This window comes from Nocardioides sp. P4_G10, assembly GCF_056401175.1.
Genome location: NZ_JBFUJV010000012.1, coordinates 75,719 through 98,447, shown reverse-complemented (window position 1 = coordinate 98,447; position 22,729 = coordinate 75,719). Strand labels below are relative to the sequence as shown.

Annotated in this window: 22 protein-coding genes; 3 read left to right on the top strand and 19 right to left on the bottom strand. The window is 71.5% G+C overall.

All coding sequences use genetic code 11. The features are described from left to right. Positions 1-34: 34 nt before the first annotated feature. The 12 genes from nuoK to AC1DP1_RS13865 all read right to left on the bottom strand — a co-directional run bounded on the left by nuoK (position 35) and on the right by AC1DP1_RS13865 (position 11,590). Entirely contained in the window at positions 35-328 is a 294-nt protein-coding gene (gene nuoK, locus AC1DP1_RS13920) for an NADH-quinone oxidoreductase subunit NuoK (RefSeq protein WP_378549870.1), read from the bottom strand. Then, positions 325-1,152: an NADH-quinone oxidoreductase subunit J gene (locus AC1DP1_RS13915; RefSeq protein WP_477507333.1), complete on the bottom strand. Its 828-nt coding sequence runs from the start codon at positions 1,150-1,152 to the stop codon at positions 325-327. Before AC1DP1_RS13915 ends, nuoK begins: the two co-directional genes overlap by 4 nt. Then, complete coding sequence (gene nuoI / locus AC1DP1_RS13910) at positions 1,149-1,706, bottom strand: NADH-quinone oxidoreductase subunit NuoI (protein WP_477507332.1); 558 nt, start codon at positions 1,704-1,706, stop codon at positions 1,149-1,151. Before nuoI ends, AC1DP1_RS13915 begins: the two co-directional genes overlap by 4 nt. Beyond that, positions 1,699-3,039: an NADH-quinone oxidoreductase subunit NuoH gene (gene nuoH / locus AC1DP1_RS13905; RefSeq protein ID WP_477507354.1), complete on the bottom strand. Its 1,341-nt coding sequence runs from the start codon at positions 3,037-3,039 to the stop codon at positions 1,699-1,701. Before nuoH ends, nuoI begins: the two co-directional genes overlap by 8 nt. Then, complete coding sequence (locus AC1DP1_RS13900; protein ID WP_477507331.1) at positions 3,039-5,498, bottom strand: NADH-quinone oxidoreductase subunit G; 2,460 nt, start codon at positions 5,496-5,498, stop codon at positions 3,039-3,041. The genes nuoH and AC1DP1_RS13900 overlap by 1 nt, the downstream gene beginning before the upstream one ends. Continuing rightward, positions 5,495-6,805, bottom strand: coding sequence for an NADH-quinone oxidoreductase subunit NuoF (nuoF, locus tag AC1DP1_RS13895; protein ID WP_477507330.1), 1,311 nt, complete (start codon positions 6,803-6,805; stop codon positions 5,495-5,497). The genes AC1DP1_RS13900 and nuoF overlap by 4 nt, the downstream gene beginning before the upstream one ends. Beyond that, complete coding sequence (gene nuoE / locus AC1DP1_RS13890) at positions 6,802-7,524, bottom strand: NADH-quinone oxidoreductase subunit NuoE (protein ID WP_457185667.1); 723 nt, start codon at positions 7,522-7,524, stop codon at positions 6,802-6,804. The genes nuoF and nuoE overlap by 4 nt, the downstream gene beginning before the upstream one ends. Positions 7,525-7,594: 70 nt before the next feature. Continuing rightward, positions 7,595-8,935 (bottom strand): NADH-quinone oxidoreductase subunit D, encoded by a 1,341-nt coding sequence (locus AC1DP1_RS13885; protein WP_477507329.1) that lies wholly within the window; start codon positions 8,933-8,935, stop codon positions 7,595-7,597. Further along, positions 8,935-9,786: an NADH-quinone oxidoreductase subunit C gene (locus AC1DP1_RS13880; protein WP_477507328.1), complete on the bottom strand. Its 852-nt coding sequence runs from the start codon at positions 9,784-9,786 to the stop codon at positions 8,935-8,937. Before AC1DP1_RS13880 ends, AC1DP1_RS13885 begins: the two co-directional genes overlap by 1 nt. Next, positions 9,783-10,337 (bottom strand): NuoB/complex I 20 kDa subunit family protein, encoded by a 555-nt coding sequence (locus AC1DP1_RS13875; protein WP_457185661.1) that lies wholly within the window; start codon positions 10,335-10,337, stop codon positions 9,783-9,785. The genes AC1DP1_RS13880 and AC1DP1_RS13875 overlap by 4 nt, the downstream gene beginning before the upstream one ends. 3 nt (positions 10,338-10,340) lie before the next feature. Further along, positions 10,341-10,700 (bottom strand): NADH-quinone oxidoreductase subunit A, encoded by a 360-nt coding sequence (locus AC1DP1_RS13870; protein ID WP_191194416.1) that lies wholly within the window; start codon positions 10,698-10,700, stop codon positions 10,341-10,343. A 200-nt stretch (positions 10,701-10,900) separates the two neighbouring features. Continuing rightward, on the bottom strand, positions 10,901-11,590 hold the full coding sequence (locus tag AC1DP1_RS13865; protein WP_477507327.1) for a demethylmenaquinone methyltransferase: 690 nt from the start codon (positions 11,588-11,590) through the stop codon (positions 10,901-10,903). Between the two features lie 99 nt (positions 11,591-11,689). Here AC1DP1_RS13865 and AC1DP1_RS13860 point away from each other — a divergent pair, with 99 nt between their 5' ends. Continuing rightward, positions 11,690-12,700 (top strand): L,D-transpeptidase family protein, encoded by a 1,011-nt coding sequence (locus AC1DP1_RS13860; RefSeq protein ID WP_477507326.1) that lies wholly within the window; start codon positions 11,690-11,692, stop codon positions 12,698-12,700. Positions 12,701-12,716: 16 nt separating this feature from the next. Here the strand turns inward: AC1DP1_RS13860 and AC1DP1_RS13855 are convergent, their stop codons facing one another. From AC1DP1_RS13855 to AC1DP1_RS13845, 3 genes are all read right to left on the bottom strand, one after another. Next, positions 12,717-13,082, bottom strand: a complete 366-nt coding sequence (locus AC1DP1_RS13855) for a hypothetical protein (RefSeq protein ID WP_477507325.1) — start codon at positions 13,080-13,082, stop codon at positions 12,717-12,719. A 101-nt stretch (positions 13,083-13,183) separates the two neighbouring features. Continuing rightward, positions 13,184-14,419: an AMP-binding protein gene (locus tag AC1DP1_RS13850; RefSeq protein WP_477507324.1), complete on the bottom strand. Its 1,236-nt coding sequence runs from the start codon at positions 14,417-14,419 to the stop codon at positions 13,184-13,186. Between the two features lie 134 nt (positions 14,420-14,553). Then, positions 14,554-15,741, bottom strand: coding sequence for an AMP-binding protein (locus AC1DP1_RS13845; RefSeq protein ID WP_477507323.1), 1,188 nt, complete (start codon positions 15,739-15,741; stop codon positions 14,554-14,556). Positions 15,742-15,862: 121 nt separating this feature from the next. Here AC1DP1_RS13845 and AC1DP1_RS13840 point away from each other — a divergent pair, with 121 nt between their 5' ends. Further along, entirely contained in the window at positions 15,863-17,104 is a 1,242-nt protein-coding gene (locus AC1DP1_RS13840; protein WP_477507322.1) for an isochorismate synthase, read from the top strand. A gap of 1 nt (position 17,105) precedes the next feature. Here AC1DP1_RS13840 and AC1DP1_RS13835 read toward each other — a convergent pair whose 3' ends face one another. Next, the gene (locus AC1DP1_RS13835; RefSeq protein WP_477507321.1) at positions 17,106-17,741 is read right to left on the bottom strand and encodes an MBL fold metallo-hydrolase; all 636 of its coding nucleotides are present in this window, start codon (positions 17,739-17,741) and stop codon (positions 17,106-17,108) included. 134 nt (positions 17,742-17,875) lie between these two features. On the opposite strand from AC1DP1_RS13835, the gene AC1DP1_RS13830 reads away from it, so the two are divergent. Next, positions 17,876-19,075 carry a glycoside hydrolase family 16 protein gene (locus AC1DP1_RS13830; RefSeq protein WP_477507320.1) on the top strand — a complete coding sequence of 400 codons (1,200 nt, stop codon included), beginning with the start codon at positions 17,876-17,878 and terminating at the stop codon, positions 19,073-19,075. 52 nt (positions 19,076-19,127) lie between these two features. On the opposite strand, the gene menD is transcribed toward AC1DP1_RS13830, so the two are convergent. From menD to AC1DP1_RS13815, 3 genes are read right to left on the bottom strand one after another with little or no spacing between them, the layout of a single operon-like run. Continuing rightward, the gene (menD, locus tag AC1DP1_RS13825; RefSeq protein WP_477507319.1) at positions 19,128-20,738 is read right to left on the bottom strand and encodes a 2-succinyl-5-enolpyruvyl-6-hydroxy-3-cyclohexene-1-carboxylic-acid synthase; all 1,611 of its coding nucleotides are present in this window, start codon (positions 20,736-20,738) and stop codon (positions 19,128-19,130) included. After that, positions 20,735-21,706, bottom strand: a complete 972-nt coding sequence (locus AC1DP1_RS13820; protein WP_477507318.1) for an o-succinylbenzoate synthase — start codon at positions 21,704-21,706, stop codon at positions 20,735-20,737. The genes menD and AC1DP1_RS13820 overlap by 4 nt, the downstream gene beginning before the upstream one ends. Beyond that, complete coding sequence (locus AC1DP1_RS13815) at positions 21,706-22,725, bottom strand: AMP-binding protein (RefSeq protein ID WP_477507317.1); 1,020 nt, start codon at positions 22,723-22,725, stop codon at positions 21,706-21,708. Before AC1DP1_RS13815 ends, AC1DP1_RS13820 begins: the two co-directional genes overlap by 1 nt. Positions 22,726-22,729: the final 4 nt, after the last annotated feature.

The window sequence follows — 22,729 nt, the reverse complement described above, 5'->3', positions numbered from 1 at the left end:
GACTGAGTGGGACAACAGGTTCACGAGCGCTCCCTCAGTACTTCAGCAGGCTGGCGTCGTCGACCGAGGCCGAGCGTCGGGTGCGGAAGATGGTCATGATGATCGCGAGCCCGATCACGACCTCGGCGGCAGCCACCACCATCACGAAGAAGGCGGTGATCTGGCCGTCGAGGTTGCCGTGCTGTCGGGCGAAGGCCACGAACGCGAGGTTGCAGGCGTTCAGCATCAGCTCGATGCACATGAACACCACGATGGCGTTGCGGCGGGTGAGGACACCCACGCAGCCGATCGTGAAGAGGATCGCCGAGAGGACTACGTACTGGGTCACTTGACGTCCTCCTCGGTCGTCGCGGGCGCGCCGGCCTTGCCCGAGGTCTCGGGCATCGTGGCGGGACTCTTCCCGTCCAAACCGGCGATCTGGCGGCGTACGTCGTCGATGTCGTCGGCGAGGGCGGGAGCCGAGCGGACCGTGCCGCGGGCGGCGAGCACCCGGGAGACCGACGACTCGGCGGCGGTGCCGTCGGGCAGCAGGGCCGGGGTGTCCACCGCGTTGTGACGGGCGTAGACGCCCGGCGAGGGCAGCGGGCCCAGGTGCTTGCCGTGCTCGGCGTAGTCGCGCATGCGCTGGGCGGCCTGGTCGGCCTGCGTCTGCTTCGGGGCCAGGCGCTCGCGGTGGGCGAGCACCATCGCGCCGAGCGCGGCGGTGATGAGCAGGGCGCTGGTCGCCTCGAAGGCGAACACGTAGCGGGAGAACAGGATGTTGGCGATCGCCGGGACGTTGCCGCCGGCGTTGGCCTCGTCGAGCCCGACCACCGTGCCGAGCGTGACCTGGCTGATGCCGAGGACCAGCACGAAGCCGAAGAGCAGGCCGAGGACCACCGCCATCACGCGCTGGCCGCGGATCGTCTCCACGACGGAGTCGGTCGCGTCGACGCCGATCAGCATCATCACGAAGAGGAACAGCATGAGGATCGCGCCGGTGTAGACGATGATCTGCACCGCGAAGAGGAACGGGGCGTCGAGCACGGCGTAGAGGAACGCCAGGCTGATCATCACCACGGCGAGCAGCAGCGCGGCGTGCACGGCCTTGCGGACGAACAGGATGCCCAGCGCGGCGGCCACCATGATCGGGGCCAGGATCCAGAACGTCATCGAGCGGTCCCCCGGTAGTAGTCGCCCTCGTCGTCGCCGAGCCGCATCGCGTGCGGCGGCTCCTCCATGCCCGGCAGCAGCGGGGCCAGCAGGTCGGACTTCTCGTAGATGAGGTCGGCGCGGTTGTTGTCGGCCAGCTCGTACTCGTTGGTCATCGTCAGCGCGCGGGTCGGGCACGCCTCGATGCACAGCCCGCACAGGATGCAGCGCAGGTAGTTGATCTGGTAGACGCGGCCGTAGCGCTCGCCGGGGCTGAAGCGTCCCGAGCCGTCGGGGAGGTCGACGTTGGACGCACCCTCCACGTAGATGGCGTCGGCCGGGCAGGCCCACGCGCACAGCTCGCAGCCGATGCACTTCTCCAGGCCGTCGGGCCAGCGGTTGAGCTGGTGGCGGCCGTGGAAGCGCGGTGCCGTCGGGAGCTTCTCGAACGGGTACTGCTCGGTGACGACCTTCTTGAACATCGTCCTGAAGGTGACGCCGAACCCGGCGATCGGGTCCCAGAGGCTCTCCTTGATGCCCTTGGACCCCTGCCCGGACTGAGGGGACTCACTCATGGTTCTCCTCCGCTGAAGCGGTGACGGTGGTGCGGCTCTGGGCGAACGTCAGCGGCGCGGCGCCTCCGCGCACGGCGCCACCCGCGGGCATCGGCGGCACGGGGAAGCCGCCGGCGAACGCGTCGTGCGGCTCGTCGCTCGCCTCGACCGCGCTCTCCTCGTCCGACTTGTCGCCCCGGTCGCCGACGAACATCAGCGCCACGGTGAGGACGAGCAGGACGGCGATCGCGGCGACGAGGTAGGTGCGGTTGATGTTGCCCTCGAGCGAGATGACGCGGATGGTCGCGACGGCCACGATCCAGGCCAGCGAGACGGGGATCAGGATCTTCCAGCCCAGCGCCATGAACTGGTCGTAGCGCATGCGGGGCAGCGAGCCGCGCAGCCAGACGAACAGGAAGATGAAGCAGAAGACCTTGCCGAAGAACCAGAGCAGGGGCCAGTAGCCGCTGTTGGCGCCCTCCCACACGTTCTCGATGCCCCACGGTGCCGCCCAGCCGCCGAGGAACAGCGTCGTGGCGATGGCCGACACGGTGGCGAGGTTGATGTACTCGGCCAGGAAGAACAGCGCGAACTTCAGGCTGGAGTACTCGGTGTGGAAGCCGCCGACCAGCTCGCCCTCGGCCTCGGGGAGGTCGAAGGGGGCACGGTTGGTCTCGCCGACCATCGAGATCACGTAGATGATGAACGACGGCAGCAGGATCAGGCCGAACCACAGCCGGTCCTGCGCGGCGACGATCTCCGACGTCGACATCGACCCGGCGTAGAGGAAGACCGCCACGAGCGCGAGGCCCATCGCGACCTCGTAGGAGATCATCTGCGCGCTCGAGCRCAGGCCACCCAGCAGGGAGTACGTCGAGCCGGAGGACCAGCCGCCGAGGACGATGCCGTAGATGCCGATCGAGGCGATGGCGAGCATGAAGAGCACCGCCACCGGCATGTCGGTGAGCTGCAGCGGGGTCTCGTGCCCGAAGAAGTTGACCACGGGGCCGAGCGGGATGACCGACCACGTGACGAAGGCGGGCACGACCGCGATGACCGGCGCGATGAGGAAGACGACCTTGTCGGCCGCCTTGGGGACGATGTCCTCCTTGAGCGCCAGCTTCACGCCGTCGGCGAGCGACTGCAGGAGGCCGAAGGGGCCGTGCACGTTGGGGCCGACGCGGTGCTGCATCCGGGCGACGACGCGGCGCTCGAACCAGATGTTGAACAGCGTCAGCAGCACCAGGATCAGGAAGATGAACACGGCCTTGAGCAGGATCACCCACCACGGGTCGTGGCCGAAGGCGGCCAGGCCCGGGTCGGGCAGGTCCGCTGCCAGCGGAGCGAGCTGCATCATGAGGTGGCTCCCTTCAGGGTGACCGTGCTGCCGGGCGAGGCCAGCTCGGCGAGGACGCCGCGGCCGAAGGACCGGGCCGGGACCCAGACGACGCCGTCGGGCATGTCGGCGACGACGACGGGCAGCGTCACGCTGCCGCGGTCACCGGTGACCGTGACGAGCTGATCGCCGCCGGGCTGTGCCTCGAGCATGCCGAGCACGGACTCGTACGACGCGCGGCTGACGCGGGCGACCGGCCTGCGGGCGGTGGCACGCAGGTGCTCCTCGCCGTCCTGCATCGAGCCGAGGTCCACGAGCTGCTTCCAGGTGGCGAGGGCGAACGCGGTCTCGCCCTTCCTCGGCGCCTTGACCGGCTTCGGCGGCTTGCCGGCGTCGAGCGCCGGACGGGCACCGTCCCACGGGCCGAGGGACTGCATCTCGTCGCGCACCTCCGCGACCGTGCGGAAGCCGAGCGGGCGTCCGTGACCGATCGCGGCGAGCTCGTCGGCGATGCCGGACAGGACACGCAGGTCGGGCAGCGAGGCCGGGTTGGCGAACACCGCGTCGAAGGACCGCGCACGTCCGTCCCACGTGACGAAGGTGCCGGCCTTGTCGGTGACCGGGGCCACCGGCAGGACGACGTCGGCCACGCGGGTCACGTCGGTCTCGCGCAGCTCGAGGCTGACGACGAAGCGGGCGGCGTCGAGGGCGGCGCGGAACGCGGCCGGGTCGGCGGTGTCGTCGGGGTCGACCCCACCGACGACGAGGCCGCCGAGGTCACCCTTGGCCAGCGCCGCGACGATCGCGTTGCCGTCACGGCCGACCTTGGCCGGCAGGGAGTCCGCACCCCACGCGGCGCCCAGGTCGACGCGCGCGGACGCCTCGGTGAGCGGACGTCCGCCGGGCAGCAGGTTGGGCAGTGCGCCGGCCTCGACCGCGCCGCGGTCACCGGCACGTCGCGGCACCCAGGCGATGCGGGCACCGGTGCCGGCCGCAAGGTCGGCGGCGGCGCTGAGCGCGCCGTGCGTCTGGGCCAGGCGCTCGCCGACCAGGATGACGGCGTCCTTGGTGACGCCGTGCTCGGCGTCCTTGAGGGAGCCGATCACCTCGACCTCGGTGCCGGGAGCGGCGGGCACGAGCCGGCCGTTCATCTTCGTCAGTCCGCGCGAGGCGTAGGACGCCACGGACACGACCTGCGTACGACCGCGCTGGGCAGCCTTGCGCAGCCGCAGGAAGAGCGTGGCCGCCTCGTCCTCGGGCTCGAGGCCGAGCAGCACCACGACGGGCGCGGCCTCGAGGTCGGCGTAGGTGACGTCACCGGACAGCGCGACGTGGGAGGCGAGGAAGCTCGCCTCCTCCGCGGTGTGCGGGCGGGCGCGGAAGTCGATGTCGTTGGTGCCCAGGGAGACCCGGGCGAACTTGGCGTAGGCGTAGGCGTCCTCGGCGGTGAGCCGGCCGCCGGTGAGCACGGCCGCGGCGCCGGCGTCGCGGAGGCCGCGGGCGGCGACGGCGAACGCCTCGGTCCACGACGCGGGGCGCAGCTCGCCCCGTTCACCATTGGGCAGGGTCTCGCGCACCTGCGGGTAGGTGATCCGGTCCGCGACCTGGGCGTAGCGGAACGCGAAGCGGTCCTTGTCGCTGATCCACTCCTCGTTGACCTCGGGGTCGTTTCCGGCGAGGCGCCGCATGACCTTGCCGCGCCGGTGGTCGACGCGGATCGCGGCACCACAGGCGTCGTGCTCGGCGACACCCGGCGTGGAGACGAGGTCGAAGGGACGCGAGCGGAAACGGTAGTCGGCCGACGTGAGCGCACCCACCGGGCAGATCTGGATCGCGTTGCCGGAGAAGTAGCTCTCGTAGGGCTCGCGCTCGTAGATCGCGACCTGCTGCAGCGCGCCACGCTCGGCGAGGGCGATGAAGGGGTCGCCGGCGACCTGCTCGGAGAAGCGGGTGCAGCGGGCGCACAGCACGCAGCGCTCGCGGTCGAGCAGGACCTGGGCGGAGATGTTGATCGGCTTGGGGAAGGTGCGCTTGATGCCGCCGCGCTCGGCGAACCGGCTCTCGCCACGGCCGTTGCTCATAGCCTGGTTCTGGAGGGGGCACTCGCCGCCCTTGTCGCAGACGGGGCAGTCGAGCGGGTGGTTGATGAGCAGGAACTCCATGATTCCCTGCTGCGCCTTGTCGGCGACCTCGCTGGTCGCCTGCGTGTTGACGACCATGCCCTCCGCGACCGGCAGGGTGCACGAGGCCTGCGGCTTGGGGAAGCCACGTCCGTTGCCGGCGTCGGGGATGTCGACCAGGCACTGGCGGCACGCGCCGACCGGGTCGAGCAGCGGGTGGTCGCAGAAGCGCGGGATCTGCACGCCGACCTGCTCGGCGGCGCGGATGACCAGGGTGTCCTTGGGGACGCTGACCTGGACGCCGTCGATGGTCAGGGTGACGGTCTCGACCTCCGTGCGCTCGGGGGTGGTCGTCATGCGGTTGCTCCCACGGGTGCGAAGGCGGTCGAGGCGGCCGGGTCGAACGGGCAGCCGCCGTGGGTCAGGTGTGCGAGGTACTCGTCGCGGAAGTGCTGGATCGAGCTCGAGATCGGGCTGGTCGCACCGTCGCCGAGGGCGCAGAACGAGCGGCCCAGGATGTTGTCGCACTGGTCGAGCAGCAGGTCGAGGTCGCCCTCGTCGCCCTGGCCCTTCTCGAGGCGGGCCATCGTCTGCGTCAGCCACCACGTGCCCTCGCGGCACGGCGTGCACTTGCCGCACGACTCGTGCTTGTAGAACTCGGTCCACCGCAGCACGGCGCGCACCACGCAGGTGGTCTCGTCGAAGAGCTGCAGGGCGCGCGTGCCGAGCATGGAGCCGGCGGCGCCGACGGACTCGAAGTCGAGCGGCACGTCGAGGTGCTCCGGCGTCAGGAGCGGGGTGCTCGACCCGCCGGGCGTCCAGAACTTCAGCTCGTGGCCCTCGCGCATCCCGCCGGCGAGGTCGATGAGCTCACGCAGGGTGATGCCCAGCGGCGCCTCGTACTGGCCCGGGTTCGTCACGTGACCCGACAGGCTGAAGATGCCGAAGCCGTTGGACTTCTCGGTGCCCATGCCGGCGAACCAGGCGGCGCCGTTGGTGATGATGCTCGGCACCGACGCGATCGACTCGACGTTGTTGATCACCGTCGGGCTGGCGTAGAGGCCGGCGACGGCGGGGAACGGCGGCCGCAGGCGCGGCTGGCCGCGGCGACCCTCGAGGCCCTCGAGCAGGGCCGTCTCCTCGCCGCAGATGTAGGCGCCGGCACCGGCGTGCACGATGAGGTCGAGGTCGTAGCCCGAGCCGTGGATGTTCTTGCCGAGGTGGCCGGCCAGGTAGGCCTCCTGCACCGCGCGCTGCAGGCGGCGGATGACGTGGAGGACCTCGCCGCGCACGTAGATGAACGCGGTGTTGGCGCGGATGGCGTAGGAGCTGACGATGACGCCCTCGACCAGCGTGTGGGGGCTGGCCATCATAAGCGGGATGTCCTTGCACGTCCCGGGCTCTGACTCGTCGGCGTTGACGACGAGGTACTTCGGCCTCGGGTTGTCCTGCGGGATGAAGCCCCACTTCATGCCCGTCGGGAAGCCGGCGCCACCGCGGCCGCGGAGGCCGGAGTCCTTGACGGTGTCGATGACGGCGTCGGGCGTCATCGCGAACGCCTTGTCGAGGGCGGCGTAGCCACCGCGCTCCTCGTACGACGCCAACGTCCAGGCGCGGTCGGCGTCCCAGTTGTCGGTGAGGACCGGGGTGAGGGTGTCCGTCACGAGTTCTCTCCCTTGGCTCCCGAGGATTCGGTGGCTGACCTGTCGGCGCCCGCCGTCCAGCCCTTCTCGCGGGCGACGGCCAGGCCGGCCAGCGAGGCGGGGCCGGCGGCCGGCCCCTCGTCGGCGCGGTCGTCGGGGAAGCCGGCGAGCACGCGCTCGGCCTCGCGCCAGGTGCACAGCCGCGGACCGCGGGTCGAGTGGACCTCCCGGCCGGCGCGCAGGTCGTCGACGACCTGGACGGCCGACTCGGGCGTCTGGTTGTCCATGAACTCCCAGTTGACCATCATCACCGGGGCGTAGTCGCAGGCCGCGTTGCACTCGACGTGCTCGAGGGTGATCTTGCCGTCCTCGGTGGTCTCGTCGTTGCCGACGTCGAGGTGGTCCTTGAGCCGCTCGAAGATCAGGTCGCCGCCCATGACCGCGCACAGCGTGTTGGTGCAGACGCCGACGTGGTAGTCGCCGACCGGCTTGCGCTTGTACATCGTGTAGAACGTCGCGACCCCGTTGACCTCGGCGGCGCTGATCCCGAGGATCTCCGCGCACGCCTCGATGCCCTCGGGCGTGATCCGGCCCTCGACCGACTGCACCAGGTGCAGCATCGGCAGCAGGCCGGAGCGCTTCTCGGGGTAGCGGTCCGCGATCTCGCGCATCTCCGCCCAGGTCTTCTCACCCAGGCCGGCGCGCTCGAGGCCGTTGGCCCCGTTGGACTGAACGGTCATCGTCGGGGTCCCCTCGAAGTTGTCGGACGGAGGAGCGGAGCGAGGGAGAACGAGAGGTTCGTGGGGTGACTCATCGGTCGACTCCTCCCATGACGGGGTCGATCGAGGCGATGGCGACGATGACGTCGGCAACCATGCCGCCCTCGCTCATCACGCTCGTCGCCTGCAGGTTGGTGAACGAAGGGTCGCGGAAGTGCGCACGGAAGGGACGCGTGCCGCCGTCGGAGACGACGTGGGCGCCCAGCTCGCCGCGAGGCGACTCGATCGGGACGTAGGCCTGGCCGGCCGGGACGCGGAAGCCCTCGGTGACCAGCTTGAAGTGGTGGATCAGTGCCTCCATCGACTCGCCCATGATGTGGCGGATGTGGTCGAGGCTGTTGCCCATGCCGTCGCTGCCGATGGCGAGCTGGCTGGGCCACGCGATCTTCTTGTCGCCCACCATCACGGGCGCGCCCTCGAGGCCGGCGAGGCGGTCGGCGGCCTGCTCGACGATCTTGAGCGACTCCCACATCTCGTTGAGTCGGATGCGGAACCGGCCGTAGGAGTCGGCGGTGTCCCAGGTCTGGACCTCGAAGTCGTAGTCCTCGTAGCCGCAGTAGGGCTGGGTCTTGCGCAGGTCCCAGGCGTAGCCCGTGGAGCGGAGCACGGGACCGGTGAGTCCGAGCGCGATGCACCCGGCGAGGTCGAGGTGGCCGACGCCCTCGAGGCGGCCCTTGAAGATCGGGTTGGCGTTGCAGAGGGCTGCGTACTCCGGAAGCCGCTTCCTCATCAGGGCGATGAAGTCGCGGATCTCGTCGAGCGCGCCGGGCGGCAGGTCCTGCGCGACGCCGCCGGGACGGATGAACGCGTGGTTCATCCGGAGGCCGGTGATCAGCTCGAACAGGTCGAGCACGAGCTCACGCTCGCGGAAGCCGATCGTCATGACGGTCAGGGCGCCGATCTCCATCCCGCCGGTCGCGATGGCGACCAGGTGGGAGGACATCCGGTTGAGCTCCATGAGGAGCACCCGCATGACCTGCGCCTTCTCCGGGATGTCGTCCTCGATGTCGAGCAGCCGCTCGACACCGAGCGCGTAGGTCGCCTCGTTGTAGAACGGGGAGAGGTAGTCCATGCGGGTGCAGAACGTCGTGCCCTGCACCCACGAGCGGTACTCCATGTTCTTCTCGATGCCCGTGTGCAGGTAGCCGATGCCGCAGCGGGCCTCGGTGACCGTCTCGCCCTCGAGCTCCAGGATGAGGCGGAGCACCCCGTGGGTCGACGGGTGCTGCGGGCCCATGTTGACCACGACCCGCTCCTCGGCGGACTCGCCGATGCTCTGCGTGATCGAGTCCCAGTCCTGGCCGGTGACGGTGAAGACCTTGCCCTGGCTGGTGTCGCCGGGCGCGGCGTAGAAGTCCTGTTCGGTAGTCATCAGTTGTACGACCTTCGCTGGTCCGGCGGAGGGATGGACCCACCCTTGTACTCCACGGGGATGCCGCCGAGGGGGTAGTCCTTGCGCTGCGGGTGGCCCGGCCAGTCGTCCGGCATGAGCACCCGGGTCAGAGCGGGGTGACCGTCGAAGATCAGCCCGAACATGTCGTACGTCTCGCGCTCGTGCCAGTCGAGCGTCGGGTAGATGCTCACCAGGCTCGGCAGGTGGGGGTCGCTGTCCGGCGCGGTGACCTCGACGCGGATCAGGCGGTTGTGGGTCATCGACGTCAGGTGGTAGACGGCGTGCAGCTCGCGACCGTGGTCGTCGGGGTAGTGGACACCGCTGACACCGGAGCAGAGCTCGAACCGCAGCGCCTCGTCGTCACGCAGCATCTGCGCCACGAAGGGCAGGTCCTCGCGGCGGACGTGGAAGGTGATCTCGCCGCGGTGCACCACGACGCTCTCGATGGCCGAGGCGAGGTCGGTGGCCTCGAGCCGCGCCTCCAGCGCGCCCGCCACCTCGTCGAACCAGCCGCCGTAGGGCTTCTGCGACGGGGCCGGGAAGACCTTCGCGCTGACGAGTCCGCCGTAGCCGGAGGTGTCGCCGGTGCCGCTGACGCCGAACATGCCGCGGCGCTCGCCGACGGCGTGCACCTCTCCGGTCGGTGCGGGGAGGTTCTCCGGCGACTGCTCGGGCGCGGGCTGCCCGACGCCGCTGCCGGTGCCGGTCTCGGACTTGGCCTTCTCGAGGTTGCGCTCCTCGGCGGGACGCGCCGCCTCGTTCTTGTCCGTCTTGTCGTCCGACTCGTCCTGGGCCTTGCCGGCGTGCTTCTCGTCTGGCTTGTCGGTCACCGCAGAAGGCCCTTCATCTCCGAGGTGGGCAGCGCGCGCAGGGCGGCGGTCTCGAGCTCGGCGACCTCGTCACGACGGTTGGCGCCCAGCTTGGTGTGCTGGACCTGGTCGTGCAGCTTGAGGATCGCGTCGATGAGCATCTCCGGGCGCGGCGGGCAACCGGGGAGGTACATGTCGACGGGGACGACGTGGTCGACGCCCTGGACGACCGCGTAGTTGTTGAACATGCCGCCCGACGAGGCGCACACACCCATCGCGAGGACCCACTTGGGCTCGGGCATCTGGTCGTAGATCTGGCGCAGGACCGGGGCCATCTTCTGGCTCACCCGGCCGGCGACGATCATCAGGTCGGCCTGCCGCGGGCTGGCGCGGAAGACCTCCATGCCGAAGCGGGCGAGGTCGTACTTGGGGCCGCCGGTGGTCATCATCTCGATGGCGCAGCAGGCCAGGCCGAAGGTGGCGGGCCAGAACGACGCCTTGCGCATGTAGCCCGCGACGCCCTCGACGGTCGTCAGCAGGACGCCGCTCGGCAGCTTCTCTTCAAGTCCCATGGCTCAGTCCCAGTCCAGTCCGCCGCGGCGCCACACGTACGCGTACGCCACGAACACAGTTGCGATGAAGAGGACCATCTCGACGAGGCCGAAGAGGGCCATCTGGTCGAAGTGGACGGCCCACGGGTAGAGGAAGATGATCTCGATGTCGAAGACGATGAAGAGCATCGCGGTGATGAAGTACTTCACCGGGATCCTGCCGCCGCCCACGGGCTGCGGCGTCGGCTCGATGCCGCACTCGTAGGAGTCGAGCTTGGCCCGGTTGTAGCGCTTGGGACCCACGACGGCGCTCATGATCACGGAGAAGACCGCGAAGCCCGTCGCGATGAGTGCCAGCGCCAGGATCGGCGTGTAGAGCTCCATCGCTTCCCTTCCGGTGGACCTGCGCCCGCCCAGACGGGCATGTGACTTTGTGAACGGCTTCACGAGTGGCGCGGGCCACAGTCTAGGACTCCGGTGCGGCGTGCGTCACGTCGGGGTGCAGACCATTCGGAGGCGGCCGATGCCGCCCTGACCTGCGCATTTAGGCAACGCGGACGTCACCTAAATACAGCGTGCGGTGATCAGGCGGTGGCGCGGTGCAGGGCGACGATGCCGCCCGTGAGGTTGCGCCACTCGGGACGCTGCCAGCCGGCCTCGGCGACCATCGCGGCGAGCCCTTCCTGGTCGGGCCAGGCACGGATCGACTCCGCGAGGTAGACGTAGGCGTCGGCTGCGCTCGCGGTGAGCGAGGCGATCCGGGGCAGGGCCTGCATGAAGCCGTCGAGGTAGAGGGTGCGAAGCGCGCCGTTGGTGGGCGTGCTGAACTCGCACACGACGAGGCGACCGCCCGGGCGCGTGACGCGGAGCATCTCCCTCAGCCCCGCGACCGGGTCGACGAAGTTGCGCAGCCCGTAGGAGATCGTCACCGCGTCGAAGGTGTCGTCCAGGAACGGCAGCCGGGTGCCGTCGCCGGCGACGAACGGCAGCGAGGGCCGGTCCTTCTTGCCCTGCTGGAGCATGCCGACGGAGAAGTCGCACGGCACGGCGGTCGCCCCGTGGGCGCCGAAGGGCTCGCTCGAGCACCCGGTGCCGGCCGCGAGGTCGAGGACCAGGTCGCCGCGCTGCGGTGCGACGGCGTCGACCATCGCCCGGCGCCAGGTGCGCTGGATGCCGGCCGTCATGAGGTCGTTGGTGAGGTCGTAGCGCTTGGCCACGGTGTCGAACATGCGACGTACGTCGGTCGGTTGCTTGTCCAGGTCAGCGCGGGCCACGCCGCGAGCGTAGGCGTCCGAACCCCGGGAGGCGCAACGTGGGGGTGTCGTCGTGCGTCCCTATGATCACCACGTCGCTGGCTTCCCGGGAGGACCCACATGTCACGCCACCGCGCACTCGCGCTCGTCCTTGCGCTGCTCTGCGCCCTGACCACCCTCACGGGCGTCGCCGCGAGCGGCTCCGCGTCCGCCGCCGCTGCGCCCTCCGCGTCGGGCTCACGTGCCGCTTTCGCGCCGATGCAGCTCGGCGACCGCGGCTGGCGGGTGCGGGTGCTCCAGAGCCGGCTGCACCAGCTCGGCCTCCACTCCGAGGTCGTGACCAACACCTTCGACCGCGAGACGCGCGACGGCGTCGCGACCGTCCAGCGTCGGCGCGGCTGGACCGCCGACGGCGTGGTGGACGAGCGCACGTGGCTCAAGATCGTCAGCCTCACGACCCAGCCGACGACCGAGGCGCTGCACAACGTCTACACGCCCGGCAAGCCGCTGCTGCAACGTGGCGACGCCGGCATGTGGGTGCGCCAGGTCCAGGCCCGGCTCACGCAGGTCCGCTGGTACGACGCCCGGGTGACCGGTCGCTACACGCAGGCGACCGTGAAGGCGGTGGAGGGGTTCCAGGCCAAGCGCCGGATCCCGGTGACCGGTGCGGTCGACCGGCGCACCCTCACGCGGCTCAAGGAGATGACCCGCGAGCCGACCAAGGCCGAGCTCTTCAACATCGTGCCCTCCGGCCCCGCCCTCGACCCGCGCTGCCTCACGGGCCGGGCGATGTGCGTCGACAAGACGTCGCGCTCGCTGCGCTGGGTCGTCGACGGCTCCGTCCTCGAGACCGTCGAGGTCCGCTTCGGCTCCGACGAGCTGCCCACCCGCGAGGGGGCGTTCACGGTGTTCCGCAAGTCGCGCGACCACGTGTCGAGCCTCTACAACACCCCGATGCCGTTCGCGATGTTCTTCTCGGGCGGGCAGGCCGTGCACTACTCCCCCGACTTCGCGGCCAACGGCTACAACGGGGCGTCCCACGGCTGCGTCAACGTGCGCGACCGCGCGGTCGTGGCCTGGCTGTTCGACCGGGTCAGGCTCGGCGACAAGGTGATCGTCTACCGCTCCTGACCCGGTCCCGCCAGGCTCAGATCTCGATCTGGGTGGAGAGCGAGGCCAGCTTGTGGCGCGCCATCGCGAGGTTGGCGCGGCTCTTGTCGAGCACGAGGTAGATGAACAGGCCCGGGTGACCCTTGGGCAGGTTGATCAGGTGGTAGGCCTTGCCGAGGGTGATCAGGATGTCCTCGATCTGGTCGTCGAGGCCGAGGCTCTCCATCGTGCGCATCTTGGCCCGCACCACGTCGGTGTTGCCGGCGGCGGCGATGTCGAGGTTGAGGGCGGCGGCGTCGCCGGCCTGGCCCAGCGCCATCCCGGACTGGTAGTCGACGAGCAGCGCGGCGATCGCGCCGTCGATGCCGACTGCTTCCTTGAGGATCACGTCCACGTTGGTCATGTGGTGCCTTTCGTGTGGTTCCCCGCCGCGGCGTGCGGCGGGAAGTGGGAGTGGCCCCAGAGCGGTTGCCCCGGTGCCGGCGCGGCGTTGTCGCCGCGCCCTCACTCGGCTGCCTGGCGGGCGCGCGAGAGAAGCAGCTGGTCGAGGAAGGACTCCCCCGACATGAGGGGGAGCGACGGCAGGAACGCCGAGGCGTCGATCTCCGGCTCGAGGCGGAGGCCGAAGTGGTCGCCCGGCGAGCGGCGCGACCGTCGCGGCAGCAGGGCGGCGTCGCCCATCACCACCGGCGGCAGCTCGGGCAGGTCGGCCGGCCTCGGGTCGGCCAGGTCGGCGATCTCCACGGTGCCGCCCAGCGCGGCCACGCTCGCGCGCACCTCCTCGCTCGGCGCGGGTGTCACCACGAGCGGCCCCGTGGTCATGGACGAGGTGTTGCCGTGCGTGCGGCCGGCGCCGCTCCGCCACCCGCGCGAGCGACGGGCCGCCGGGGGCGGCGGCGCGAGGACCGCGAGGACCGCGAGCAACGTCTCGGCGCGCTGCTCCGGCACGACCAGGACGGTCGGGCGGGTGTGCGCGGCGACGTCGCGGAGCCGGTCGGCGTCCTGCACGACGCACAGGGTGAAGCCGACGAACAGGTGCGTCTCACGCACCACGTGCAGCAGCGGGTCGGCGGGGTCACCGGCGACCAGGGCCACCGCCCGGGGGTCGAAGACACCGTCCCGGAGCGAGGCCTTCGGCGCCCGCATGAGGGGCGTCGTGCCGGAGAAGAACCGCGGCTCGACACCGGCCGGGTCCACGATGCTGTCGGCGCGCTGGACGACCTCGGGGTCCATCACCAGCCGCTCGGCGCCGAGCTCGAGGAGCCGCGCCCATCCGCGGCCACCGTCCAGCGTGAAGAGCTCCGCACGGGGCAGCGGGATGCCGTCGAGGCGGGCGACGTCGTCCGCCCCGTCGGCCACCACGAGGCGTACGTCGACGCCGGCCAGCTCGCGGGCGAGGTCGTCGGCACCGGCGTCGGGTCCGACGTGGACCACGACCGCGCCCACGGTCCGCAGCGCCAGGTCGAGCTCGGGGTGGGCGTGGTCGGCCGGCAGCAGGGACACCACGACCTGGTCGACCCTCAGGCCGCTGCGGACGAGACCCGCGGCCGCGCGTTCGACGCCGTGGGCCACGTCCGCCCACGTGCGGGGGACGGGGCCCGCGGGCGCGGCGAGGACGTACGCGACGTCGTCGGCGCGGTCACGGGCGTGGCGCGAGATCGCCTGCCATGCGGATGCGCGGACGGGTGGCGCGGTGCGACCAGGAAGCGCCTGTGCGCGAGCGACCGGTACGTGGCCCATCGTGGACTCTCCCCCCGAGAATCAAGTTGATTGCTTGATCACTCTCGGGGAGATGGCGGGACACCCGCAGGCTCTTTACCCGCCGTTGTCCGGCTCGTGTGGGAATCGTGTCCCCGGCTGGAGCCGGGGCGTGCTCAGGAGCCGGTGCTGCCGGCGAGCGAGAAGGCGGAGTCCAGGCCCTCGCCCGCCCGCCCACGGCGCGGGAGCGACGCCGAGGACGCCTCGACCTTCGGCGCTGCGGGTACGGCGACCACGGCGTGCTCGCGCGACAGCTCGAGGCGGATGGCCGGGTGGTGCGCGACGCGACCGATGCGGAAGCCCAACGTCGTGGCCAGGCCGCTGATGGTGCGGTTGACCCGGGCGTCCATCACCAGCACCCGCAGCCGGTCGCCCCACCAGGGAGCGAGGGCGGACACCTCGGCGGCGAGCTTGCGCGCCCGCGAGCCCTGGCGCGCCTCGGCCACCTGGGCCGACATCGCCTCCAGCACGTCGCGGGGCGTCTCGTGCCACGCGGACCCGTTGACGGTGGCGGACTCCAGCAGGTGCTCCAGCACCCTGGCCGCCTCGCGGTCGAGCAGCACGTGCGTGGGTCGGACGTGGGTGAGGGCGCCCTCGAGCTGGTCGGGAGTCTCGACCCACGCGAGGGTGCACCCCGACGTGAGGTGCGCGTCGCGCGCGACGGTCGTGAAGCGGTCGGTCGCCTCACCGGTCAGCAGGACGACGTCGGTGCCGGTGAGGTCGGACAGCGCGCCGGAGCACTCGGGCCGGAAGAGCCACGCCTGGCTCTTCTCCCGCGGCAGTCCCAGCACCGGCGAGGACGATGCGCCGGCGCGGGCGTCGGCGACCCAGGGCAGCAGGTCGGGCTGGCGCTTGCGCCGCTCGAGCCCCATCCCCCGCAGGCGTTCCCACGAGCGGTCGTCGCACTCGAAGAGCTGGGCGTCGGCCAGGGCGGCACGCCGCAGCAGAGACAACCGGCTCTCGTGGTCGACGACGACGAGGCGCACCTCGACCTCGTCGAGGAGCCGACCCACCTCCGCAGCGTCGAGGTGCTCGGGGAGCAGCAGCGGCACCGCCCCGGCGACCCGGGTGGCGAGCTCGAGCTCGAGCTGGCGGGCACCGGTCGCGACCCGGATGACGACGACCTGACCGGGGTTGACCCCGGCCTCGATCATGCCGGCAGCGCCGTCGATCACCCGCCGGTAGAGCTCGTTCCACGTGAGCGAGGTCCACGTCCCGTCCCGCAGCTCCGTCACGGCGACCTCGAGCGCGCGATTGCGCGCGTGGCGCTCCAACCGGACGAGAGGAGATTCGTGGGCAGGCACGTGCGGGCTCCTTGGGGGGTGGCGGTTACCGAGGCAACCTAGGTGACGTGCACCTCTCCTGTTCGCCGTTTGGCCGATCTCCCCTCCTCCCCCTCCACGCCTCGGCGTAGGCTGCCCCCTCGTGACGATCCCCGCGTCCGCCTCCACCCCGCCGCTCGTCGTGCGCACCGTCCCCGTGGACCTGGCGGACCTCCCCCTCCTCGACCTGCTGCCCCGGCACGAGCCGGTCAGCTGGTTGCGGCGCGGCGAGGGCCTGGTGGGCTGGGGCGTCGCGGCACGACTGGAGACCTCGGGACCGACCCGGTTCAGCGACGCGGTGAAGTGGTGGTCCGAGACCGTCGCCCGCGCCCAGGTCGAGGACCAGGTCGCCGAGCCCGGCACGGGCCTCGTCTCGTTCGGGGCGTTCGCGTTCGCCGACGAGCCCGGCGAGTCGCTGCTCGTCATCCCGCAGGTCATCGTGGGCCGCCGCGGCGACCGGACCTGGCTGACCACCGTCTCGGTCGAGGCACCCTCGCTCACCCCCGCTCCCGCCCCCGAGCCGCCCGTCGGTCTCGTCTTCTCCGACGGCGCCCGCAACGGCGAGGAGTGGATGACGGTCGTGGCCGAGGCGGTCCGCCGGATCTCCGCCGGCGACCTGGAGAAGGTCGTGCTCGCCCGCGACCTCATCGCGACCACCGACGAGCCGCTCGACGTCCGCTGGCCGCTGCACCGGCTCGCCGAGCAGTACGAGATGTGCTGGACCTTCCACGTGGACGGCCTGTTCGGTGCCACCCCCGAGATGCTCGTGCGCCGCGAGCGCGGCCTGGTGACCTCCCGCGTGCTGGCCGGCACGATCCGGCGTACGGGCGACGACGAGCGCGACCTCGCGCTGGCCGCGACCCTCGCCCGCTCGTCGAAGGACCTCGAGGAGCACGAGTACGCCGTGCGCTCGGTCGCCGACGCCCTCGAGCCGCACTGCTCGTCGATGAACGTGCCCGAGGCGCCGTTCGTCCTCCACCTGCCCAACGTCATGCACCTGGCCACCGACGTCAACGGCGTCGTCCACGACAACGCGACGTCGCTGCAGCTGGCCGAGTCGCTCCACCCCTCGGCGGCGGTCGGGGGCACCCCGACCACCGACGCCACCCGGCTCATCGCCGAGATCGAGGGGATGCCGCGCGAGCGCTACGCCGGCCCCGTGGGTTGGATGGACGCCTCCGGTGACGGCGAGTGGGGCATCGCGTTGCGCTCCGCGATGGTGACCGAGTCGGGCGTGCGGCTCTTCGCGGGCTGCGGCATCGTGGCGAGCTCGGACCCCGAGGCCGAGCTGGCCGAGTCGCAGGCGAAGTTCGTGCCGGTCCGCGACGCGCTCGGCGCCGGCTGACCTACAGGTCCCGGCCCGGCTCGCGCCGCTCGAACACCTGGCCCGCCGGCAGCAGGTTGCCCATGTGGGTGGCGACCATGTCGAGGCCGATGTCGCTGTAGACGCGGTCATGGATCGCCAGCGAGCGGGGCGCCGCGACCTCGCGCACGAAGTCGATCGCCTCGCTGACCTTGAGCCACGGCGCGCTCACCGGCGCGAGGAGGACGTCGACCTCGCGTCCAGGCGGCGTCAGCGCGTCACCCGGGTGGTAGACGCTCGCTCCCCCGGACTCCAGGACGAAGCCGGAGTTGTCGAAGCGGTCGTAGTCGGGGTGGATCACCGCGTGCTTCTCGCCCACGACCTCGACCGCCGTGCCGGCGACCTCGAGCCGGTCGCCGGGACGCACGACCGTCACGCGGTCGGCGACCTCGGGTGCCTGCTCGCGCAGCAGCCGCTCGACCGCGGCGATGGTCCAGATCGGCACGCCGCTCCCGCGGAGGTGGTCGGGATGCACGTGGTCGGGGTGCTCGTGGGTGATCAGGACGGCGTCCGCGCCCTCGAGCGCAGCGGGGTCGGTGAACACTCCCGGGTCGATGACGACGACACCGCCGTCGCCCTGCACCCGGACGCACGCGTGGCCGAACTTGGTGATCCGCATGGTCACCACACTAGGCGCGGTCAGCGTGGGGAATCGTCGTACGGGTGGGACAGAAGGTTAGGGTGGGGCAGCCTCCGACGGGTGGAGTGCCCTGGGGGAATCACCAATCGCACCCGAGACGAAGAGAGTCCTACATGTCTGCACGCCGCGTGCTCGCAGGCAGCGCCGTCGCGCTGCTCCTGCCCGCGTCCCTGCTCCTGACGGTCGAGACCGGCTCGGCCACCGACTCCGCGGCACGCCCCGCGTCGACGTCGGTGACCAAGAAGGCCAGCCAGAAGATCAGCCTGGAGGTGCTCCCGCAGATCGTCCAGCAGGGCAAGCGCACCGCCAGCGCCGACTCGGCCAAGGCCGCCGTCACCGCGACCGTCAAGCCGGTCAAGGTCGGCCGCAAGGTCGTCCTCGAGCAGCTCAACGGCTCCTCGTGGAAGAAGGTCGGCACCGCCAAGCAGGAGAAGTCCGGCCGCGCCAACTTCTCCGCCGTCGTGTCCAAGGGTGGCGCCGCCGTGACCTACCGCGTCACCGCGCAGAAGTTCAAGGGCCTCAAGAAGGTCTCCAGCACCTCCGCCGACACGACGCAGTGGCTGACCCCGACCTTCACCGACGAGTTCTCCGGCAGCACCCTGAGCCCCGTGTGGAGCATGCGTGGCCAGGAGTACGAGCCGCAGAGCAAGCGCAAGTGCTCCAAGGGTGACCCGAAGGCCGTCAAGGTCGGCAGCGGCGCCCTGCGCCTGAGCGTCATCAAGGACAAGTCGGCCAAGGGCAAGTGCAAGGCCGCCTCGCGCAAGAAGAACAAGAAGATCTCCTACCGCCTCAACGGCCACGTCGGCACCGAGGGCGCGTTCGACTTCAAGTACGGCGTCGCCGCCGCACGCGTCAAGATGCAGAAGTCGCAGGGTCAGCACGCCAGCTTCTGGTCGCAGCCCAACGGTGGCAACGGCCCGGGCAGCGCCGGCCACGAGATCGACATCATCGAGTACTTCGGTGACAAGCACCCGCAGGGTGGCCTCACCAGCTTCATCCACTGGTACAAGGGCAAGAAGCTCATCAAGACCGGCTCGTGGATCAAGGACTCGAAGTCGTTCCTGAAGAACAACAAGGACGGCTGGTCGAAGAACTACCACGTGTTCTCGGTCCAGTGGACGCCCAAGACGATCATCTTCCGCATCGACGGCAAGGAGACCTGGCGCACGTCTGCCCGCGTCTCGAAGGAGCAGCAGTACCTCATCCTGAGCCTGCTTGCCTCCGACTACGAGGCGCTGGAGATGCCGGACAAGAAGCTCCCGCAGCACATGTACGTCGACTGGGTCCGCGTGTGGGAGACCCCGCAGTCCTGATCGACTGACTCACCCGGCACGACGATCCGCGCCCTGGACCACTCTCCCTGCCTCAGGGAAGGACCAGGGCGCGGATCTTTGCGTCCAGCTCGGCGCGGTTGTCGCGTCGCACGCGCGCCTCGACGACCTCGATCCCGCCGTTGGGCATCGCGAGTGCCTGCTCCAGCTCGGGCAGCCCGGTGACCCGCAGGTGCGGCACCCGGGCGGCCGCGCACAGGCTGGCGACGTCGACGCCGTGCGGGGTGCCGAAGAGGGTGTCGAAACGGTCGGCGTGCTCCGGTGCACCCTGCTCGAGCGTCGCGAAGATCGATCCGCCGTCGTCGTTGACCACGACGATCGTGAGGTCCGGGCGCTCCTCGCGCGGGCCGAGGAGGAGACCGGTCGTGTCGTGCAGGAAGGTCACGTCACCCATCAGGGCCAGCGCGCGCGTGGAGCGCGGCCGGCCCAGCGCGGCGCCGATCGCCGAGCTGATCGTGCCGTCGATGCCGGCCAGGCCGCGGTTGGCGATGACCTTGCGGCGCCCGCCCACCTCGTAGCGGGCGACCATCAGGTCGAGGTCGCGGACCGGGTTGGAGGCGCCGACGAACAGCAGCCCGCCCGCCGGCAGGGCACGACTGACCGCCCCGGCCACCTCGTACGGCGTGAGGTCGGGCTCGCCGGCCAGGAACCGGTCGAGCCCGCGCGACGTGGCGCGGTCCGCCTCGCGCCAGGCCTCGAGCCACGCCGGGTCGTCCGGCCCGGTGACGTCGACCTGGTCCACCTCGCTGGCCACGGCGAACGGGCGCTCGGCCCACCTGCCGCGGTGGCGGGCCGAGACGACCTCGACGTCGTCGCGGGCGAGCAGGCGCGCAACCGGGCGCGACAGCGTGGGGTGGCCGTGGACCACGACCCGCTCGACCTGCTGTCCCAGCTCTCCGACCAGCAGCAGCCGGTAGGTGCGGACCACGCTGTCGCCGGTGCGACACCCGCTGGACGGCTCGGCGAGGAGCGGCCAGCCCGCCTTCTCGGCGAGGACGCGGGCAGGCGGACCGGCGTCGTCCCCGGCGACGACGACCGTGCGAGGCCCTGGCGCGAGCACCAGTCGCTCCACGGGCGCGGCGGGCGTGGCCGGCCAGGGCGGCGGGTCCTCGGCGGCGGCCTCCCAGCCCCCGTCGTCGGGCAGCAGCGGCTCGTCGAGCTGCACGTTGAGGTGCACCGGCCGGTTGCCCCCGTGGCTGCGGACGAACGCGAGGATCGCGTCGAGATCGGCGGCGGCGACGTCGAGCGTCGGAGCGAAGGAGCCGAAGATCCCGACCTGGTCGGTGGTCTGGTTGGCGCCGGAGCCCCGCAGGCGCGCGGGCCGGTCGGCGGTCACGACCACCATCGGCACACCGGCGTGCGCGGCCTCGACCACGGCGGGCAGGAGGTTGGCCACGGCCGTGCCCGAGGTGCAGGTCACCGCCGCGGGGCGGTTGCCGACCTTCGCGAGGCCGAGGGCGAGGAAGCCGGCGGTCCGCTCGTCGATGCGCGTGTGCAAGCGCAGGGCCCCGGCGGTGGCGGCATCGTAGAGCGCGAAGGAGAGCGGCGCGTTGCGGGAGCCGGGCGCGATGACCGCCTCATGCACCCCGGCGCCGCGGAGCGCGGTCACCACGGTCCGGGCGACCTCGGTCGAGGGGTTGGTCACGCTCGCTGATCCTGCCCTACCGACGCCAGCCGGTCGCGCCAGTGGGCCACCCGGTCCGCGGGAGCCGCGAGCCGCGCCAGCGCCGCGGCGTCCACCTCGGGCCGGGCCACCCGCAGCAGGCCGTCGACCGGCAGCATCGGCTCGGTGACCACGTCGTCGGTCAGCAGCTGGACGGTCGCGAGCCCGCACGCATGGTGGAGCTCGGGAAGCGCCGCCGCGAGGGCCACTCCGGCAGCGATGCCGACGCTCGACTCGACGGCACTGGAGACCACGACCGGCAGGCCGATGTCCTCGGCGATGCGCAGGCAGGCTCGCACCCCACCCAGCGGCTGCACCTTCAGGACCGCGACGTCGGCGGCCTCGAGGTCGCGCACCCGGTAGGGGTCCTCGGCCCGGCGGATCGACTCGTCGGCGGCCACCGGCACGTCCACGCGTCGTCGTACGACAGCGAGGTCCTCGACCGCCATCACCGGCTGCTCGACGTACTCCAGGCCGCCGGCCGCGCGGTCGATCGCGGCGATCGCGCGGATCGCCTCGTCGACGTCCCACGCGCCGTTGGCGTCGACCCGCACCAGGCCGTCCGGCCCGAGCGCGTCGCGCACCGCCTCGACGCGGGCGAGGTCGTCGGCCAGCGTCTGGCCGCGCTCGGCGACCTTGACCTTGGCCGTGCGGCAACCGCCGGCGGTGACGATGGCGTGCGCCCGGTCGGGGTCGGTGGCCGGGACGGTGACGTTGACGGGCACGACGGAGCGCAACGGCCCGGGCCACCCCACGTCGGCTGCTTCGCGCGCGCAGGCGAGCCACGGACGGGCGGTGGCGTCGTCGTACTCCAGGAACGGCGACCACTCCCCCCAACCGGCGTCACCGCGCAGCAGCACGCCCTCGCGGACCGTGATGCCGCGGAACCGGGTGCGCAGCGGGATGGAGAAGACGTGCAGGTCGTCCACCTCGCCTAGGGGCGGGGCCATCAGAGCGCGGCCCTGATGGCCTGGCGGTCGACCTTGCCGTTGGGCAGCAGCGGCAGGCTCTCGACCCACCGGAACTCGCGGGGCGCCCATGACCGGGGGTGCTCGAGGCTGACCCAGTCGCGCAGCTCGGCCTCGCGGACGTTGCCGACCACGACGGCGACGACCCGCTGGCCCCACTCGGGGTCGGGGACACCGAGGACCTCGGCGTCGGTGACGAGGAGGTGCTCGCGGAGCCGCCGGGCGACGGCGGTGACCGGGACCTTCACGCCGCCGCTGACGACCACGTCGTCGACGCGACCGATGACCTGCAGGCGTCCGTCCTCGTCGAATCGGCCGGCGTCGGAGGTGAGGAACCAGCCGTCGACGACGGACTCGGCGGTCAGCTCGGGGTCGTCGGCGTAGTGGCTGAAAAGAGTCGGACCGGCGATGCGCACGCGTCCCTCGGCGCCGATCGTCACGCCGACCCCGTCGAGCGGCATGCCGTCGTAGACGCACCCGCCGGCGGTCTCGGACGAGCCGTAGGTGGCGACGACACGGACGCCCTGCTCCTCCGCGCGCCTGCGGACCGCCGGGTCGAGGCCGCCGCCGCCGACGAGGACCGCGTGGCAGCGGGCGAGGGCCGCGACCTGCTCGGGGTCGCCGACGATGCGGTGGAGCTGGGTCGGCACGAGCGAGGCGAACGTCGGGGTCCCGGCCTGGTCCGCCGCGACGGCCCGCCCGATGTCGAGGCCCTCCACGACGACGGGCTTGTGACCGGCGACCAGCGAGCGGACGATGACCTGCACCCCCGCGACGTACGACGACGGCAGCGCGAGCAGCCACCGGCCCGTCGCGCCCAGCCGCCGGGCGGAGGCCTCGACGCTGGCGAGCACGGCGCGGCGCGGGAGGACGACCCCCTTCGGCCTGCCTGTCGACCCCGAGGTCTCGATCAGCAGCGGTGGCGGGGCGTCGGCCTCCAGCCACCCCGACAGCTGCCGGATGGCGACGGAGGGCTCGTCCGAGGGCCGCAGGAAACTCACACGA